The organism is Enterobacter sp. E12, from assembly GCF_014596715.2.
Lineage (GTDB): Bacteria > Pseudomonadota > Gammaproteobacteria > Enterobacterales > Enterobacteriaceae > Enterobacter > Enterobacter bugandensis.
On sequence record NZ_CP115601.1, the window covers coordinates 4,718,503 to 4,735,867 of the forward strand.

Sequence of the window (17,365 nt, forward strand, 5' to 3'; positions counted from 1 at the left end):
CCTGTTTTCAATAGAGGCAAAAGAGTAACGCAAAATGATGACCAAATAAAAAACCCGGTGGATTTCTCACACCGGGTCGCCGTGTCGTTTGCTAACCGTTAACGCTGGCTAATCTGGTCGAAGGTGCCGCCATTAGAGAAGTGCTCTTTCTGCGCTTTCGTCCAGCCGCCGAACACATCATCAATGGTGAAGAGCTTCAGTTTCGGGAATTCGCTGTCGTATTTCTTCGCGACAGCCGCATCGCGTGGACGATAGAAGTTCTTCGCCGCGATTTCCTGGCCTTCCGGCGAGTAGAGATACTTCAGGTAGGCTTCCGCCACCGCTTTGGTGCCTTTCTTATCAACGACCTTATCGACCACGGAAACGGTCGGCTCGGCGAGGATGGATTCGCTCGGAGTCACGATCTCAAACTTGTCTTTACCCAGTTCGTGGGTCGCCAGCAGGGCTTCGTTTTCCCAGGCAATAAGTACGTCGCCAATTCCGCGCTCGACGAAGGTGTTAGTGGCACCGCGCGCGCCGGAGTCCAGCACTTCAACGTTTTTGTACAGGGATTTGACGAACTCCTGTGCTTTAGCCTGGTCACCGTTGTTGTGGTGCAGCGCGTAGCCCCAGGCCGCCAGGTAGTTCCAGCGTGCCCCGCCGGAGCTTTTCGGGTTCGGGGTAATCACAGAAACGCCCGGTTTGATCAGGTCGTTCCAGTCCTTAATCTGTTTCGGGTTGCCTTTACGCACCAGGAAGACGATGGTCGAGGTGTATGGCGCGGAGTTGTCCGGCAGGCGTTTGATCCAGTTTTTGTCGATACGGCCACGCTCGGCGATAGCGTCGACATCATAGGCCAGCGCCAGGGTAACCACGTCGGCTTCAATACCGTTAATCACAGATGTCGCCTGCTTACCAGAGCCACCGTGCGACTGGCGAACCACCACGTTATCGCCGGTTTCCTGCTTCCAGTGCGCCGCGAAGGCTTTGTTGTATTGATCGTACAGCTCACGCGTCGGGTCGTACGACACGTTGAGAAGTTGAATGTCCTTTGCCAGCACGCTGGTCGATGCCAGCAATAATGTTAACCCCACGCCCCATTTATTCATCGCCCAGCTCTCTTGTGTAGTGTTTTGATGAATGCAGCGTGCCAGAAAGCGAATCGATGATTAAAGAATAAAAAAAGATTGGCTATAACGTGGAGGAATAAAAGCCCTCTTCAGAAAGAAGAGGGCTCGAAAGATCAGTACAGTTTTTTCGCGCAGTCCAGCCAGTCACCTTTGAACGGACGCTTCATGTTTTCAATCGCGTCGATGATGTCATGGTGAACCAGCTGTTCGTTCTGAATACCGACGCAGCGGCCGCCGTGGCCCTGCAGCAGCAGCTCGATAGCGTACGCGCCCATGCGGGACGCCAGAATACGGTCGTACGGGCCAGGGGAACCGCCGCGCTGGATGTGGCCCAGAACGGTCGCGCGGGTTTCGCGTTTAGTTTCGGTTTCGATGTACTTCGCCAGCTCGTCAACGTCACAGATGTGCTCGGTGATAGCCACAATCGCGTGTTTCTTACCTTTCGCGATACCGGCTTTGATTTCTGCAACCAGATCTTCGCGGCTGAATTCCACTTCAGGAACCACCACAAACTCACAACCACCGGCGATAGCCGCTGCCAGGGTCAGGTCACCGCAGTAACGGCCCATCACTTCAACGATAGAGATACGCTGGTGAGAAGAAGAGGTGTCACGCAGGCGGTCAATGGCTTCCACAACGGTGCCCAGCGCGGTGAAGTAACCGATGGTGTAGTCAGTGCCTTTGATGTCGTTGTCGATGGTGCCCGGCAGGCCGATGCACGGGAAGCCCATTTCGGTCAGACGTTTTGCACCCATGTACGAACCGTCACCGCCGATAACGACCAGCGCGTCCAGACCACGCTTTTTCATGTTCTCGATAGCCACTTCACGGATATGTTCGTCACGGAATTCCGGGAAGCGCGCAGACCCAAGGAAGGTACCGCCACGGTTGATCATGTCAGACACGCTGTAGCGGTCGAGCTGAACCATACGGTCTTCATACAGACCCAGGTAACCATCATAGATACCAAAAACTTCCAGACCTTCCGTCAGCGCTGCACGGACAACCCCACGAATTGCCGCGTTCATGCCCGGCGCATCACCGCCGCTTGTCAACACACCGATTTTCTTAATCATGACTACCTCTGAACTTAGGAATGCAAAATTGAAATCTGTTGCCGGAAGAAACTTATCGACCAACGAATACTGCAAATAGTATATCAATCCCTTCTGGCTGAATTGATTCAGGTCAGACCAAATGGCGGTAATTTATACACAAAATGCTGGCCTGGCTCACTTTTTTACAACGAATTACGAAAGCCCAACATGTCCGGATACAACCGAGCAGGGATCCTGGTGAATGATGACGTCTGAACCAGGAAAACGCTGCAAAATCGCCTGCTCGACCTGCTCAGCAATAACGTGAGCCTGTACCAGTGGCAGGTTGTCTTCCATTTCAATATGAATCTGAATAAAGCGGGTCGGCCCTGACTGCCGCGTTCGAAGATCGTGTGCACCGCTGACGCCGGGCCAGGAGGTCACGATAGAAAAAATTTCGTTACGTTCTGAGTCCGGAAGAGCGCGATCGAGCAGTGATTGCACCGCGTCATACCCCATCCGCAGGGCGCTATATAAAATATAGATACCAATCCCTAACGCAAACAACGCATCGGCCCGATGCCAGCCATACCAAGCCAGACCGAGCGCAATAAGAATAGCCCCATTCATCATAACATCAGATTGATAATGAAGCATATCCGCCCGTACGGCCTGACTTTGCGTTTTGCGAACGACCCAGCGCTGGAACGTTACCAGAACAAGTGTGCTTATAAGTGCAATGACCGTGACGACCACGCCGACACCGGGATTGTTCATCGGTGAAGGCGAAACCAGATGCTGGATACCGGTCAAAAACAGGAACAGTGCAGAGCCAGAAATGAACATACTTTGCGCCAGCGCCGCGAGCGATTCCGCCTTGCCGTGCCCAAACGTGTGCTCTTCATCCGCCGGCTGCAGCGAGTAGCGCACCACCAGAAGATTGGTCAGCGAGGCGGCGATATCGACCAGTGAATCCACCAGCGCCGCCAGAATACTGACCGAGCCGGTATACCACCAGGCAAAGATTTTGATCAGCAGCAGGCCAGAGGCCATGACGGTCGCCGCAATGGCGGCCCGGCTTACCAGCCTTCCATAGGATTGATTCATAAACGCTCCTGTCATGTCATGCCGCTAGTATAACGGAAGCATGGGGAGGCAAAGGATGAATAAACGGTTAACAAATCAGAATGCGGGGCAAAAAAAACCCCCACATCATGTGGGGGAAGACAGGGATGGTGTCTATGGCAAGGAAAACAGGGTTTACTGGTTACTACGGGTACTGCTATTGCTACTGAAAAACGTCGCTTCTGAGCTTCGCTGCATCCGTGCAACCTCACGCAGCTGGTCCATACGCTGCTGATGTTTGGCATTCAAAACCGCTTGCTGCTCGGGCGTTAGCAGGTGGAACATCTGGTTGCGGACCTTCGCCATTTCTACCTGGCGGGCAACCTGTTCCTGTGCCATTTTTTCGGCCTGAGCGCGAACAGCGCTTTCGTCAAAATTTTCTGCGGTGACAAGGCGATGCATTGTCTCCATTTCGCTAACATTAACAGGGGGCTGGTCGTGTCGTGCCCTCTGCATCAGATCTCGCATCTGTTGACGCTGATGTTCGGTTAAACTTATGCCGTCAAACATATGGCTTTGGCTGCTGTGCTGCGTTGCGCCCTCTTGCGAGGAACCGTTATCGCCGATGATAGCTACAGCAGCCTGGCTAAACGCACTGAACGCCAGCGTTGAGGCCATGACGGCAGCGGTAACTTTGCGCATCACTTGCTCCCAAAATCTTTCGTGTCGCGATTCAACGAGAGACAGTCTACGATTCAGGCTGCAAACATGCGTCAGGGGGTGTAAAACAACGTAAAGTCATGGATTAGATAGCCTTGATGTCGTAATTTCTGCCTCGGAGGTATTTAAACAATGAATAAAATCCTGTTAGTTGACGATGACCGAGAGCTCACATCCCTTTTAAAGGAGTTGCTCGACATGGAAGGTTTCAACGTTCTGGTTGCCCATGATGGCGAGCAGGCGCTGAGTCTCCTTGACGACAGCATCGATCTACTTTTGCTCGACGTAATGATGCCAAAGAAAAACGGTATTGATACGCTAAAAGAGCTTCGCCAGACACACCAGACCCCCGTTATCATGCTGACCGCCCGCGGCAGCGAGCTTGACCGCGTTCTCGGCCTTGAGCTGGGTGCGGATGACTATTTACCGAAGCCGTTCAACGACCGTGAACTGGTGGCCCGTATTCGCGCGATCCTGCGTCGTTCCCACTGGAGCGAGCAGCAGCAGAATACCGACAACAGCTCGCCAACGCTGGAAGTGGACTCCCTGAGCCTGAACCCGGGCCGTCAGGAAGCAAGCTTCGACGGCCAGACGCTGGAGCTTACCGGCACCGAGTTCACACTGCTGTATCTACTGGCGCAACATCTTGGCCAGGTGGTATCGCGTGAACATTTAAGCCAGGAAGTGCTGGGCAAACGCCTCACGCCGTTTGACCGCGCCATCGACATGCACATCTCTAACCTGCGCCGCAAGCTGCCGGAGCGTAAAGACGGTCACCCATGGTTTAAAACCCTGCGTGGTCGTGGTTATCTGATGGTTTCTGCTTCATGATAGGCAGCTTAACCGCCCGCATCTTCGCCATCTTCTGGCTGACGCTGGCACTGGTTTTAATGCTCGTTTTGATGTTGCCAAAACTCGACTCACGCCAGATGACGGAGCTGCTCGACAGCGAGCAACGTCAGGGCGTGATGATCGAGCAGCACGTGGAAGCGGAGCTGGCAAACGATCCGCCGAACGATTTAATGTGGTGGCGCAGGCTGTTTCGCGCTATCGACAAGTGGGCGCCGCCAGGACAACGTCTTTTGCTGGTTACCAGCGAAGGCCGCGTGATTGGCGCCGATCGCAATGAAATGCAGATCATCCGCAACTTTATTGGCCAGGCGGATAACGCCGATCACCCACAGAAAAAGAAATATGGTCGGGTAGAGATGGTCGGCCCTTTCTCGGTACGGGATGGGGAAGATAACTACCAGCTCTACCTGATTCGCCCTGCGAGCAGTTCCCAGTCCGACTTCATCAACCTGCTGTTTGACCGTCCGCTTCTGCTGCTGATCGTCACGATGCTGGTCAGTTCCCCGCTGCTGTTATGGCTGGCGTGGAGCCTGGCGAAACCGGCGCGTAAGCTGAAAAACGCGGCGGACGAAGTGGCACAAGGCAACCTCAGGCAGCATCCGGAGCTGGAATCCGGGCCGCAGGAGTTCCTGGCCGCCGGCACCAGTTTTAACCAGATGGTCAGCGCGCTTGATCGGATGATGACGGCCCAGCAACGCCTGCTGTCGGACATCTCACACGAACTGCGCACCCCGCTCACGCGCTTACAGCTGGGCACCGCCCTGCTGCGTCGCCGCAGCGGGGAGAGCAAAGAGCTGGAACGTATTGAAACGGAAGCGCATCGTCTGGACAGCATGATTAACGATCTGCTGGTGATGTCGCGCAACCAGCAGAAAAACGCGCTGGTGAGCGAAACGGTGAAAGCCAATCACCTGTGGCACGAGGTGCTGGACAACGCGGCGTTCGAAGCGGAGCAGATGGGTAAATCGTTCACCGTCAACTTCCCGCCGGGCCCGTGGCCGCTGTACGGTAACCCCAACGCGCTGGAAAGCGCGCTGGAGAATATCGTGCGTAACGCCCTGCGCTACTCGCACACGAAGATTGAAGTGGCGTTCTCGGTGGATAAAGACGGGATCACCGTCATTGTCGATGACGACGGTCCTGGCGTCAGCCCGGAAGATCGCGAGCAGATTTTCCGTCCGTTCTACCGCACCGACGAAGCGCGCGACCGTGAGTCTGGCGGCACGGGGCTGGGGCTGGCGATTGTAGAAACCGCCATGCAGCAGCACCGCGGCTGGGTGAAAGCCGACGACAGCCCGCTGGGCGGGCTGCGGTTAACGCTGTGGCTACCGCTGTATAAGCGTTCGTAACGGTATGTGCCGGGTGGCGACTTCGCCTTACCCGGCCTACTTCCTACGGAACCTATTTCCCCCACAATCTCCGCGAACTACTCTCGATCTTCCCGCTTATACGCCGCTTTTGCATCGTTCTCGTCCAACTGGTAGACAACCCCGCCGCCGACAGCAGGCGATGATACTGTTCATCGTCGAAAGGCATATGCCAGGCAATCGCGCAGGCGTCGTACACCGACACCTCACTCAGGCGCGACGCGAGCTCAAGCGGCGCATCCGCCGAAACCTGTCCCGCCTGCACAACGCGGTACAGCCAGCCGGTTTTACCCGCGTTTTGCAGCTGGGCCGACATATCCTGAATACCGAAATGGTAGTTGAGCTTAAAGCACGGCGAGCGCGGCTGGGTGATCTGAATCAGGGCATCGCCCCAGCGGTAAATATCGCCAATAAAGACGTTCTTTTCCGTCAGCCCTTCCGTTGAGAGATTTTCGCCAAACGCGGGCGCGACGAAGAGGTCCGCCTGCTCAGGAAATTCGGTTTTCCAGTGCTGATAGTGCTCGCGCGGATAGTGGCACAGCGCGCGATCGGGCCCGCCGTGGATTTTCTTTTCGGCCTGCTGGTCGCCCACAAGCCCGAGCTCGGTCAGCGACAGCTCACCGTCGACCTGCACTTTGGCGATGGCGCTTGGGCGGCTGCCGTCGTACTCCCTTACCTTGCCTGTAAACACGTTCACCGGGTAATGCATCGCTGCCTCCATTACGCAGATACAAAAAAAGCGAGTCATCAGACTCGCTTCTCACAGACGTCAATGCAACCTTATTTTTTAGCGGCGAAACGCGCTGCTGCTTCGTCCCAGTTCACGACATCCCAGAACGCTTTGATGTAGTCAGGGCGACGGTTCTGGAACTTCAGGTAGTAAGCGTGTTCCCACACGTCCAGACCCAGGATTGGGAAACCGGATGCGCCAGAGATCGCTTCACCCATCAGCGGGGAGTCCTGGTTAGCAGTAGAAACCACTGCCAGCTTGTCGCTTTTCAAAACCAGCCACGCCCAGCCAGAGCCGAAGCGGGTTGCAGCGGCTTTTTCGAATTCCGCTTTGAAGTTGTCTACGGAACCGAAGTCGCGCTCGATAGCCGCTTTCAGGTCGCCCTGCAGGGTGGTACCGGTTTTCAGGCCTTTCCAGAACAGGCTGTGGTTAGCGTGACCGCCCGCGTTGTTACGCAGTACGGTTTTCTTGTCTGCTGGCAGCTGGTCCAGCTTGGTGATCAGCTCTTCAACAGGCAGATTAGCGAACTCTGGCAGGCTTTCCAGCGCAGCATTCGCGTTGTTCACGTAGGTCTGGTGGTGTTTAGTGTGATGGATTTCCATCGTCTGCTTGTCGAAATGCGGTTCCAGTGCGTCGTAGGCATACGGCAGGGATGGCAGTGTATAACTCATAATCCTCTCCATTATTGTCGGGCGGCACAGCTGTTAATGCCGCGTAAGCAGTTGGTTCATTATAGTTAATTAAATGATATTGAAAATGATTATCAATGCCGTAGTTTTTATATGGTTATTCGGTTTTTGAGAAATAAAAGAATTGTGAGTCTGCTCACGCGCTTAACGTGCTGATTGCCATTCAAAACAAAAGTGCGGCAACCTTCTGAAGGTTCCTGAACAGCCTAATTTTTACACTCATCAAGTCGGGGGGAAGCCTCCGGCTATAAAAACGATGAGGACGTAAAAATGAATCATGCGATTACGATGGGTATCTTCTGGCATTTAATAGGCGCAGCCAGTGCAGCCTGTTTCTATGCCCCGTTCAAAAAGGTGAAAGGCTGGTCGTGGGAAACCATGTGGTCCGTTGGCGGTACCGTGTCCTGGCTGATTTTGCCGTGGACAATCAGCGCCATGCTGCTGCCCGATTTCTGGGGCTACTTCTCCTCCTTCAACGCCTCCACCCTGCTACCGGTATTCCTGTTCGGCGCAATGTGGGGCATCGGCAACATCAACTACGGCCTGACCATGCGCTACCTCGGGATGTCGATGGGTATCGGCATCGCGATTGGCATTACGCTGATAGTGGGCACCCTGATGACGCCCATTCTTAACGGCCATTTCAACGTGCTGATCAACACCCAGGGCGGGCGAATGACGCTGCTGGGCGTGCTGGTGGCGGTGATCGGCGTGGGGATCGTCACCCGCGCAGGCCAGCTAAAAGAACGCAAGATGGGCATCAGGGCCGAAGAGTTCAACCTGAAGAAAGGGCTGCTGCTGGCGGTGATGTGCGGGGTCTTCTCGGCGGGCATGTCGTTCGCCATGAACGCCGCCAAACCGATGCACGACGCCGCTGCGGCGCTGGGCGTTGACCCGCTGTATGTTGCCCTGCCAAGCTACGTGGTGATCATGGGCGGCGGTTCGCTGGTAAACCTCGGTTTCTGCTTCATTCGTCTGGCAAAAGTGAAGAACCTGTCGGTAAAAGCCGACTTCTCGCTGGCAAAAACGCTGATCCTCACCAACGTTCTGCTCTCCGCGCTCGGCGGCCTGATGTGGTATCTGCAATTCTTCTTCTACGCCTGGGGCCACGCCAGCATTCCGCCGCAGTACGACTACATAAGCTGGATGCTGCACATGAGCTTCTACGTGCTGTGCGGTGGGCTGGTTGGGCTGGTGCTGAAGGAGTGGAACAACGCCGGACGTCGTCCGGTTGGCGTACTGAGCCTGGGCTGCGTGGTGATTATCATTGCGGCCAATATCGTCGGCCTCGGCATGGCGAACTGATTACGCTGCTTTTCGACTGCGATGACGCCACTGAACCGGCGTCATCCCCACCTCACGGTTAAACACCACCGAAAAGTAATTACTGTCCTCAAAGCCGCAGCGCATCGCCACTTCACTGACCATCAGCTCCGTATGCTGTAACAGATACTGGGCGTGGCAGATGCGCAGCTGGCGCAGGTAATGGTTTATCGTCATCCCCGTCTGGGTGCGGAACTGCTGGCGCAGCGCGCGCTCGCTGCACTGCTCCTGCTCGCAGAATTTTTCCAGTACGAAACTCTTGTTCAGACTGCCCGCAAGCCGGGCGATCAGCTTATCCAGCAGCGCTTCTTGCGTGGTGGCGGAAGGATTATCCGTGGCGTAACGATGGCGCTTCAGGGTCATCACCAGCTGGGCGAAAAGCAGCTCCGACATCTGGTTTGCAACCGGGTCGCTCTTCTGGCTCTCCTGCTCCAGCTGGGAAATCGTCTGGCGCACCTGAGCCATGCCGCTACTGCTTAAGCGCCAGTGCGGTTCGCCTCCGGCATTCAGAATGCCCGGAATGTTGCTCGCCCAGTCGACATTCAGTTTAAGCCTGTCAGGGCAGTAGATGACGTTCTGCAACACCAGATCGTTAACCGAGGCGTAGGCGTGTTTGTCTTCGGCGCGAATGTAAAACAGATCCCCGCGCGTGATGCGGTAGGGCCGGTCGTTGAGGACGTGCAGGCCGTTGCCGCGCCACACCAGCACCAGCTCGCAGAACTCATGGGTGTGCTCGGCAAAGACATTTTGCGGGTAACGGTCGGCCACCGCGACGGCCTGACTCGCGGAGGCAAAAAAATCATCTTTGCGAAGAATTAACTGAGCGGCCACACGACAACCTCTACGGCGAATAACCGGGCATTATTAGCTTTTTTGCGGCCTGAAAACGGTGACTGCCCTCGCGTTACTGAAGCAACGCGTCTTTCCCCTGACGAATATCGCGCGGCGACCAGCTAAATTCCCGGCGAAATAGCGTCGAAAAGTGGTTACTGTCGCCGAAACCGCAGCGATAAGCAATTTCTGTAACGCTTTCGTCGGTATGCCGTAAAAGGTGACGCGCTTTGATCAGGCGCAGACGGTTAAGGTAACGCTGCGGCGTGAGCCCGGTATGCTGCTTGAGCTGACGATGCAGCGTGCGCAGCGAGAGCGAAAAGTCGTTCGCCAGCGTTTCCCAGCAAACATCTTCAGCGAAATGATCTTCCAGCCAGGCCATAAGCTGGTTCAGCCGTGCGTCATTATTTTCCATCCCTTCCACCAGGCTGCTTCGGCGCAGCAGCACCAGCAGCTGCATAAACAGCAGCTCGCGGGTGGCAATCGCGTGCGTCTCCTGCACGTCCTCGCTCTGCTCCATCTGGCTCACCAGCTGACGCACCTGCTGTAACGTGGATTGATTCACCCGCCAGTGCGACGGGTAGTGGCCGTCTTTCTCCTGCGGCAACAGCTGATTCAACCCGGAGAGAAACTGGAACGCATCCGGGGAACGATAGAGCACGTTGGTCAGACACAGGTTGTCGGTATGTTCATACAGGTGCCTGTCGTGGTCGCGCACGAAGCACACCGTACCGCCGCTGATGGTATACGGCTGACCGTTGAATACGTGGATGCCTGTTCCGTGCTCAACAATCACAATCTCATGAAAATCATGATGATGCTCCGGGAACGCAGCCTGAGGAAGCCGTGGCTCAATCGCGACGGGAGAAGCCCCCGAAGGAAAAAAATCGACGCTGTGCAGTACGGTCATAACGGCCCCCACCAATGAGAAAAGTTCTCAAAATAGTAATTAAGGCCCTCCACGCTCACCTTAAATTTTTGACAGTAAACCGCGCAAAAGCTGCCGGTTTTTCAAGAAACAGGCGGAAAGATCGGGAAATGCGGTCAGCGTCACACTGCCTGCAAACCCCGCCATTACTGGAAACTGTGAACTCCCTCACGTTCACCTTTGCTTTCTTGCCAGCGCGAGATTTGGGCTGTCAGTGGAGAGAAGGTGGCTATTTCTTCCCTTTCTTACACTCATCGCTAATGACTTAAGAAAGGACCCGACCATGACTTTTCGCCATTGTGTGGCTGTCGATTTAGGCGCATCCAGCGGCCGTGTAATGCTCGCCACCTGGGACTGTGACCAGCACACCCTTACGCTTCGCGAAATGCACCGTTTCGCCAATTGTCTGCAAAAACAGGACGGTTTTGTGACCTGGGATATTGATGCGCTGGAGGCGGAGATCCGCACCGGACTTCACAACGTCTGCGAAAACGGTATCCGCATCGACAGTATCGGCATTGATACGTGGGGCGTGGATTACGTGCTGCTGGACAGTCACGGCGAACGCGTCGGCCTGCCTGTTTCCTACCGCGACAGCCGCACCGATGGGCTGATGGCGCACGCCATCGCGCAGCTTGGCAAAGAGAATATCTATGGTCGCAGCGGCATTCAGTTTCTGCCGTTTAACACGCTTTACCAGCTGCGCGCGCTGGTGGAGCAACAGCCAGAGCTGGTTGAAAAGGTGGCGCATGCGCTGCTGATCCCGGACTACTTAGGCTATCGTCTGACCGGCAACATGAACTGGGAATACACCAACGCCACCACCACGCAGCTGGTCAATATCAACACCGATAACTGGGATGAACACCTGCTGGCATGGACGGGCGCCTCGCCGTCCTGGTTCGGCACGCCAACCCATCCGGGCAATGTCATAGGCCAGTGGATTTGCCCGCAGGGGAATGAAATTCCCGTTGTCGCCGTCGCCAGTCACGACACCGCAAGCGCGGTCATTGCCTCGCCGCTCGCCAGCAAAGACGCGGCCTATCTCTCCTCCGGCACCTGGTCGCTGATGGGTTTTGAGAGCAAAACGCCTTACACCAGCGACGCCGCGCTGGCCGCCAATATCACCAACGAAGGCGGTGCCGAAGGACGCTACCGCGTGCTGAAGAACATCATGGGCCTGTGGCTGCTCCAGCGGGTGCTGAAAGAGCAGAACGTCACCGACCTGCCCGCGCTTATCGCGGAAACCGAAAAGCTGAAGGCCTGCACCTTCCTGATTAACCCGAACGACGACCGCTTTATTAACCCGGTGCACATGAGCGCTGAGATCCAGGGCGCCTGTTTTGACGCGGGGCAGCCGGTACCTTCCCGTCCCGCCGAGCTGGCGCGCTGTATTTTTGACAGCCTCGCCCTGCTCTATGCCGACATCCTGAGCGAGCTGGCTGACCTTCGCGGTAAACCGTTCAGCCAGCTGCACATCGTGGGCGGCGGCTGCCAGAACCAGCTGCTGAACCAGCTCTGCGCCGATGCCTGCGGCATTACCGTGGTGGCAGGTCCCGTAGAGGCTTCCACGCTCGGCAACATCGGCATTCAGTTGATGACGCTGGACGAACTATCAAACGTCGACGATTTCCGTTCGGTGGTGACGGCGAATAACAGCCTGACCACCTTCACCCCCAATCCCTGCCATGACATTGCCCGCTACCGGGCGCAGTTTCAGCAAAAACGACTGACTAAGGAGCTTTGCGCATGACCACTCAACTTGAACAAGCCTGGGACCTGGCTAAACAGCGTTTCGCCGCCGTCGGCGTGGATGTCGAAGAGGCGCTGCGCCAGCTCGACCGTCTGCCCGTCTCCATGCACTGCTGGCAGGGTGATGACGTCGCCGGTTTCGAGAATCCGGGCGGTTCCCTGACGGGTGGCATTCAGGCAACGGGTAACTACCCGGGCAAAGCGCGCAACGCCACCGAACTGCGTGCGGATCTTGAAATGGCGTTGAGCCTGATCCCGGGGCCAAAACGGCTGAATCTGCACGCGATTTATCTCGAATCCGACGCGCCGGTCGCGCGTAACGAAATCAAACCGGAACACTTTAAGAACTGGGTGGAGTGGGCAAAGGCCAACCGGCTGGGACTGGATTTTAACCCGTCCTGCTTCTCGCACCCGCTGAGCGCGGACGGGTTTACCCTTGCACACGCCAACGACGAAATCCGGCAGTTCTGGATCGACCACGTCAAAGCCAGCCGACGCGTCTCGGCGTATTTCGGCGAACAGCTTGGCACGCCTTCGGTGATGAATATCTGGATCCCGGACGGCATGAAGGACATCACCGTAGACCGACTGGCCCCGCGTCAGCGGCTGCTGGCCGCGCTGGATGAAGCCATCAGCGAGAAGCTGGATCCGGCGCACCATATCGACGCGGTGGAGAGTAAGCTGTTCGGCATTGGCGCAGAAAGCTACACCGTCGGCTCGAACGAGTTCTACATGGGCTACGCCACCAGCCGCCAGACCGCGCTGTGCCTGGATGCTGGCCACTTCCACCCAACGGAAGTCATCTCCGACAAAATTTCCGCCGCCATGCTCTACGTGCCGCGCCTGCTGCTGCACGTCAGCCGTCCGGTGCGCTGGGACAGCGACCACGTGGTCCTGCTGGACGACGAAACCCAGGCGATTGCCAGCGAAATCATCCGCCACGATCTGTATGACCGCGTGCACATCGGCCTCGACTTCTTTGACGCCTCCATCAACCGCATCGCGGCATGGGTTATCGGCACCCGCAACATGAAGAAAGCGCTGCTGCGCGCTCTGCTGGAGCCGACTGCTGCGCTGAAACAGCTTGAAGAAAACGGCGACTACACCGCGCGTCTGGCGCTGCTGGAGGAGCAAAAATCCCTGCCGTGGCAGGCGGTATGGGAGATGTACTGCCAGCGTCACGATGCGCCTGCGGGCAGCCAGTGGCTGGACAACGTGCGGGCGTATGAGAAGGACGTTCTCGCCGCTCGTCAGTAAAAAATATCGCCCGGCAGCGCATTGCATGCCGGGCCTACAGGTAAAAGCAGGCCGGGTAAGCGTAACGCCACCCGGCATTTTCAAAGGAAACACAGTATGCAGACCATCACCACCTCCTGGTTCGTCCAGGGCATGATCAAAGCCACCTCCGACGCCTGGCTGAAGGGCTGGGACGAGCGCAACGGCGGCAACCTCACGCTGCGCCTGGACGATGCGGACATCGAGCCCTACGCCGCCGATTTTCACCAGAAGCCGCGCTATATTGCCCTGAGTCAGCCGATGCCGCTGCTCGCCAACACGCCGTTTATCGTTACCGGTTCCGGCAAGTTCTTCCGTAACGTTCAGCTGGACCCGGAAGCCAATCTCGGCGTCGTGAGGGTGGACAGCGACGGCGCGGGCTACCACATTCTGTGGGGGCTAACGGACGACGCGGTGCCGACCTCTGAACTGCCGGCGCACTTCCTCTCCCACTGCGAACGCATCAAGGCGACCAACGGCAAAGACCGCGTCATCATGCACTGCCACGCCACTAACCTGATCGCCCTGACCTACGTGCTGGAAAATAATTCTGATTTCTTTACCCGCAAGCTGTGGGAAGGCAGTACCGAGTGTCTGGTGGTGTTCCCGGACGGCGTCGGCATTCTGCCGTGGATGGTGCCGGGTACCGACGAGATCGGCCAGGCGACCGCCAAAGATATGCAAAAACATTCGCTGGTGCTGTGGCCGTTCCACGGCGTCTTCGGCAGCGGTCCGACGCTGGATGAAACCTTCGGACTGATCGACACCGCCGAGAAATCCGCGGAGGTGCTGGTGAAGGTCTACTCCATGGGCGGCATGAAGCAGACCATCACCCGGGAAGAGCTGATCGCGCTGGGCAAACGTTTTGGCGTTACCCCGATGCAGTCGGCCCTGGATTTATACGCGTAACGCCACAGGCGATAGTTAAGGAGAATTATCATGAGCTTTATGTTGGCACTTCCCAAAATTAGCCTGCATGGCGCGGGTGCAATCGGCGATATGGTCACCCTGGTGGCGACCAGGCAGTGGGGCAAAGCGCTGATTGTCACCGACGGCCAACTGGTGAAACTGGGCCTGCTCGACAGCCTGTTTACCGCGCTGGACGCCCATCAAATGTCATATCACCTGTTCGATGAGGTGTTTCCGAACCCGACGGAAGCGCTGGTGCAAAAAGGATTTGCGGCTTACCGGGACGCGGAGTGTGATTACATCATCGCCTTTGGCGGCGGCAGCCCGATTGATACCGCCAAGGCGATTAAAATCCTCACCGCTAATCCAGGCCCGTCTACCGATTACTCCGGCGTCGGCAAGGTGAAAAACGCAGGCGTGCCGCTGGTGGCGATTAACACTACCGCAGGCACCGCGGCAGAGATGACCAGCAACGCAGTGATCATCGACTCCGCTCGTCAGGTGAAAGAGGTGATTATCGACCCGAACATCATCCCGGATATTGCCGTGGACGATGCCAGCGTGATGCTTGATATTCCGGCCCCGGTGACCGCCGCGACCGGTATGGATGCGTTAACGCACGCCATTGAAGCCTACGTGTCCGTTGGCGCGCACCCGCTGACCGATACCAACGCGCTGGAAGCGATTCGCCTGATTAATCTCTGGCTGCCGAAAGCGGTCGACGACGGTCATAACCTGGAAGCGCGCGAGCAGATGGCGTTTGGTCAGTACCTGGCAGGTATGGCGTTTAACAGCGCAGGTCTCGGCCTTGTGCATGCTCTGGCGCACCAGCCGGGCGCAACGCACAACCTGCCGCATGGCGTGTGCAACGCCATCCTGCTGCCGATCATCGAAAACTTTAACCGCCCGAACGCGGTCGCGCGTTTTGCCCGCGTGGCGCAGGCAATGGGCGTCGATACCCGCGGGATGAGCGATGAAGCCGCCAGCATGTCCGCCATTCAGGCGATTCGCGACCTGAGCGCCCGCGTCGGCATTCCGTCAGGCTTCAGCCAGCTCGGCGTCACCAAAGCCGATATCGAAGGCTGGCTGGATAAAGCCCTCGCCGATCCGTGTGCGCCGTGCAACCCGCGCACCGCCAGCCGCGACGAGGTCCGCGAGCTGTACCTGGAGGCATTATGATCCGCAAAGCGTTTGTGATGCAGATAAACCCGGATGCGCACGAGGAGTACGCGCGTCGCCACAATCCGATCTGGCCCGAACTGGAAGCGGTGCTGAAAGCCCACGGCGCGCACCACTACGCCATTTATCTCGACAGAGAACGCAACCTGCTGTTTGCGACGGTGGAGATTGAGTCGGAGGAGCGCTGGAACGCGGTGGCGAATACCGACGTGTGCCAGCGCTGGTGGAAATATATGGCTGACGTCATGCCGTCGAACCCGGATAACAGCCCGGTGAGCGCCGGGCTGAAAGAGGTGTTTTACCTGGAGTGATGCGTTAACGCTGCCGCCCCTGTGGTGGCAGCAATCTCCCGCCTGCTGCTCAGCGTAAACGCCGACACCACCGTAATCGCCAACACGAAACAGCCCAGCATCAGATACGTCTCCTGAAAGCCGATCCGGTCATACATATTTCCGGCAAAGGCGGAGAGGAAAATCGCTGCCGACTGTTTCGCAAACTGGAAGCCAATCAGGTAGATGGTGGCCGACAGGCGCGTATCAAACACTCCGGTAATGTATTTGAATGCCCCCACCAGCAGGAACGGGACCTCCAGCGCGTGCAGCATCTTCAGGGCGATCACCTCCACGGCGGTGGTGGCAAACGACGAGCCGATAATGCGCGTCGCCATAATCACCCCGGCGATCAGCAGCGTGTTCTTCGCGCCGATGCGGTTAATGATCCACGGCGAGCAGAACATGATGATGGCGTTACAAATCTCCCCCGCCGTGGTGGCAAAACCAAAGGCACGGGTCCCTTCCTGCGGCGTGGCGAAGAAGGTTTTAAAGAAGGTGGCAAACTGCTGGTCGAAAACGTCATACACGCAGGCTACGCCAATCACGTACAGGATGAACATCCACATTCTGCGCTGGCGGAACAGGTTGAACACGGTTTTAGCGGTGATCTGCGGCTGGTTCGCTCCCAGGGCGTTCATCACCTGCGCCGTCTGGTTGGGATTCGGCTTCGCGACCACCAGCAGCAGCATCAGCAGCAATGCCGCTCCCGATCCCATCCAGAAAACATACGACGGGTCGATGCCGAACAGGATGCCGCCCGTTGAGGCGCACAGCCCCCAGCCGAGGCAGCCAAACATGCGCGCCTTGCCGTATTCAAAGAGGCTGTTGCGGCTCACGCGTTCAATGTAGGCCTCAATGGCCCCGGATCCGGCTGAAAAAACAAAGCCGATATACAACCCGCCGCTCAGCGCGCCCAGCCAGATATTGGTTTTCAACAGTGGCGCAAAGACGTACAGGAAGAACGGCGCGAACAGAAACAGCAGCACCGAGATTATCCACAGCAGGTGTTTTTTCAGCCCCAGCTTGTCCGAAATGACGCCCAGCACCGGCTGGAACGCGATGGCCGACAGCGAGATGCAGGAGAAGACAATCCCGGTATGGGTTTTATTCAGGCCAATGATGTCCGACAGCCAAATCGGCAGGAACGGAAAGCAGGTGGCCATGATGAAGAAGTAGAGAAAGAAGAACAGCCCGAAGATCCAGAAATTGGGGTTGTCTTTGTGGGTACAGGTTGTTGTGTTCATTATTTTTATCCTCAACGGGGGGC

General features: G+C 56.9%; 17 protein-coding genes. 8 read left to right on the forward strand and 9 right to left on the reverse strand.

The genetic code is table 11. From position 1 onward, the window contains the following. Positions 1 to 98: 98 nt before the first annotated feature. The 4 genes from IB212_RS22590 to cpxP all read right to left on the reverse strand — a co-directional run bounded on the left by IB212_RS22590 (position 99) and on the right by cpxP (position 3,913). Positions 99 to 1,088, reverse strand: a complete 990-nt coding sequence (locus tag IB212_RS22590; RefSeq protein ID WP_028014851.1) for a sulfate ABC transporter substrate-binding protein — start codon at positions 1,086 to 1,088, stop codon at positions 99 to 101. A gap of 134 nt (positions 1,089 to 1,222) precedes the next feature. Next, positions 1,223 to 2,185, reverse strand: a complete 963-nt coding sequence (gene pfkA, locus IB212_RS22595; RefSeq protein ID WP_028014852.1) for a 6-phosphofructokinase — start codon at positions 2,183 to 2,185, stop codon at positions 1,223 to 1,225. Positions 2,186 to 2,359: 174 nt separating this feature from the next. Beyond that, the gene (gene fieF / locus IB212_RS22600) at positions 2,360 to 3,253 is read right to left on the reverse strand and encodes a CDF family cation-efflux transporter FieF (protein ID WP_188246146.1); all 894 of its coding nucleotides are present in this window, start codon (positions 3,251 to 3,253) and stop codon (positions 2,360 to 2,362) included. A 153-nt stretch (positions 3,254 to 3,406) separates the two neighbouring features. Next, the gene (gene cpxP / locus IB212_RS22605; RefSeq protein WP_028014854.1) at positions 3,407 to 3,913 is read right to left on the reverse strand and encodes a cell-envelope stress modulator CpxP; all 507 of its coding nucleotides are present in this window, start codon (positions 3,911 to 3,913) and stop codon (positions 3,407 to 3,409) included. Between the two features lie 150 nt (positions 3,914 to 4,063). Here cpxP and cpxR point away from each other — a divergent pair, with 150 nt between their 5' ends. Both cpxR and cpxA read left to right on the forward strand, forming a co-directional pair. Next, positions 4,064 to 4,762, forward strand: coding sequence for an envelope stress response regulator transcription factor CpxR (gene cpxR, locus IB212_RS22610; RefSeq protein ID WP_006179159.1), 699 nt, complete (start codon positions 4,064 to 4,066; stop codon positions 4,760 to 4,762). Further along, a complete protein-coding gene (gene cpxA / locus IB212_RS22615; protein ID WP_003862003.1) occupies positions 4,759 to 6,132 on the forward strand; it encodes an envelope stress sensor histidine kinase CpxA in 1,374 nt (457 codons plus the stop codon). Before cpxR ends, cpxA begins: the two co-directional genes overlap by 4 nt. Before the next feature lie 52 nt (positions 6,133 to 6,184). Here cpxA and yiiM read toward each other — a convergent pair whose 3' ends face one another. Both yiiM and sodA read right to left on the reverse strand, forming a co-directional pair. Then, positions 6,185 to 6,859 carry a 6-hydroxyaminopurine reductase gene (gene yiiM / locus IB212_RS22620; protein ID WP_045630603.1) on the reverse strand — a complete coding sequence of 225 codons (675 nt, stop codon included), beginning with the start codon at positions 6,857 to 6,859 and terminating at the stop codon, positions 6,185 to 6,187. A gap of 71 nt (positions 6,860 to 6,930) precedes the next feature. Next, positions 6,931 to 7,551: a superoxide dismutase [Mn] gene (gene sodA, locus IB212_RS22625; protein ID WP_126496747.1), complete on the reverse strand. Its 621-nt coding sequence runs from the start codon at positions 7,549 to 7,551 to the stop codon at positions 6,931 to 6,933. Between the two features lie 288 nt (positions 7,552 to 7,839). On the opposite strand from sodA, the gene rhaT reads away from it, so the two are divergent. Beyond that, the gene (gene rhaT / locus IB212_RS22630; RefSeq protein WP_188246145.1) at positions 7,840 to 8,874 is read left to right on the forward strand and encodes an L-rhamnose/proton symporter RhaT; all 1,035 of its coding nucleotides are present in this window, start codon (positions 7,840 to 7,842) and stop codon (positions 8,872 to 8,874) included. On the opposite strand, the gene rhaR is transcribed toward rhaT, so the two are convergent. Further along, positions 8,875 to 9,723 (reverse strand): HTH-type transcriptional activator RhaR, encoded by an 849-nt coding sequence (rhaR, locus tag IB212_RS22635; RefSeq protein ID WP_028014857.1) that lies wholly within the window; start codon positions 9,721 to 9,723, stop codon positions 8,875 to 8,877. A gap of 73 nt (positions 9,724 to 9,796) precedes the next feature. Further along, positions 9,797 to 10,633, reverse strand: a complete 837-nt coding sequence (gene rhaS, locus IB212_RS22640) for an HTH-type transcriptional activator RhaS (protein ID WP_188246144.1) — start codon at positions 10,631 to 10,633, stop codon at positions 9,797 to 9,799. 301 nt (positions 10,634 to 10,934) lie between these two features. Between rhaS and rhaB the strand changes: the two genes are divergently transcribed. The 5 genes from rhaB (at position 10,935) to rhaM (ending at position 16,077) form a co-directional block, all read left to right on the forward strand. After that, entirely contained in the window at positions 10,935 to 12,404 is a 1,470-nt protein-coding gene (gene rhaB / locus IB212_RS22645) for a rhamnulokinase (protein ID WP_188246143.1), read from the forward strand. After that, complete coding sequence (gene rhaA, locus IB212_RS22650) at positions 12,401 to 13,660, forward strand: L-rhamnose isomerase (protein WP_041911783.1); 1,260 nt, start codon at positions 12,401 to 12,403, stop codon at positions 13,658 to 13,660. Before rhaB ends, rhaA begins: the two co-directional genes overlap by 4 nt. 96 nt (positions 13,661 to 13,756) lie before the next feature. Then, positions 13,757 to 14,587: a rhamnulose-1-phosphate aldolase gene (gene rhaD / locus IB212_RS22655; RefSeq protein ID WP_041911782.1), complete on the forward strand. Its 831-nt coding sequence runs from the start codon at positions 13,757 to 13,759 to the stop codon at positions 14,585 to 14,587. Positions 14,588 to 14,617: 30 nt separating this feature from the next. After that, entirely contained in the window at positions 14,618 to 15,766 is a 1,149-nt protein-coding gene (fucO, locus tag IB212_RS22660; RefSeq protein ID WP_188246142.1) for a lactaldehyde reductase, read from the forward strand. Continuing rightward, complete coding sequence (gene rhaM / locus IB212_RS22665) at positions 15,763 to 16,077, forward strand: L-rhamnose mutarotase (RefSeq protein ID WP_028014863.1); 315 nt, start codon at positions 15,763 to 15,765, stop codon at positions 16,075 to 16,077. The genes fucO and rhaM overlap by 4 nt, the downstream gene beginning before the upstream one ends. Here rhaM and IB212_RS22670 read toward each other — a convergent pair. After that, positions 16,065 to 17,342, reverse strand: coding sequence for an MFS transporter (locus IB212_RS22670; RefSeq protein WP_188246141.1), 1,278 nt, complete (start codon positions 17,340 to 17,342; stop codon positions 16,065 to 16,067). The genes rhaM and IB212_RS22670 overlap by 13 nt on opposite strands. Positions 17,343 to 17,365: the final 23 nt, after the last annotated feature.

Bases quoted from the DNA above. Each gene is read 5' to 3' on its own strand.
- IB212_RS22590 (WP_028014851.1), bottom strand. From the start codon at position 1,088: ATGAATAAATGGGGCGTGGGGTTAACATTATTGCTGGCATCGACCAGC.
- pfkA (WP_028014852.1), bottom strand. From the start codon at position 2,185: ATGATTAAGAAAATCGGTGTGTTGACAAGCGGCGGTGATGCGCCGGGC.
- fieF (WP_188246146.1), bottom strand. From the start codon at position 3,253: ATGAATCAATCCTATGGAAGGCTGGTAAGCCGGGCCGCCATTGCGGCG.
- cpxP (WP_028014854.1), bottom strand. From the start codon at position 3,913: ATGCGCAAAGTTACCGCTGCCGTCATGGCCTCAACGCTGGCGTTCAGT.
- cpxR (WP_006179159.1), top strand. From the start codon at position 4,064: ATGAATAAAATCCTGTTAGTTGACGATGACCGAGAGCTCACATCCCTT.
- cpxA (WP_003862003.1), top strand. From the start codon at position 4,759: ATGATAGGCAGCTTAACCGCCCGCATCTTCGCCATCTTCTGGCTGACG.
- yiiM (WP_045630603.1), bottom strand. From the start codon at position 6,859: ATGCATTACCCGGTGAACGTGTTTACAGGCAAGGTAAGGGAGTACGAC.
- sodA (WP_126496747.1), bottom strand. From the start codon at position 7,551: ATGAGTTATACACTGCCATCCCTGCCGTATGCCTACGACGCACTGGAA.
- rhaT (WP_188246145.1), top strand. From the start codon at position 7,840: ATGAATCATGCGATTACGATGGGTATCTTCTGGCATTTAATAGGCGCA.
- rhaS (WP_188246144.1), bottom strand. From the start codon at position 10,633: ATGACCGTACTGCACAGCGTCGATTTTTTTCCTTCGGGGGCTTCTCCC.
- rhaB (WP_188246143.1), top strand. From the start codon at position 10,935: ATGACTTTTCGCCATTGTGTGGCTGTCGATTTAGGCGCATCCAGCGGC.
- rhaA (WP_041911783.1), top strand. From the start codon at position 12,401: ATGACCACTCAACTTGAACAAGCCTGGGACCTGGCTAAACAGCGTTTC.
- rhaD (WP_041911782.1), top strand. From the start codon at position 13,757: ATGCAGACCATCACCACCTCCTGGTTCGTCCAGGGCATGATCAAAGCC.
- fucO (WP_188246142.1), top strand. From the start codon at position 14,618: ATGAGCTTTATGTTGGCACTTCCCAAAATTAGCCTGCATGGCGCGGGT.
- rhaM (WP_028014863.1), top strand. From the start codon at position 15,763: ATGATCCGCAAAGCGTTTGTGATGCAGATAAACCCGGATGCGCACGAG.
- IB212_RS22670 (WP_188246141.1), bottom strand. From the start codon at position 17,342: ATGAACACAACAACCTGTACCCACAAAGACAACCCCAATTTCTGGATC.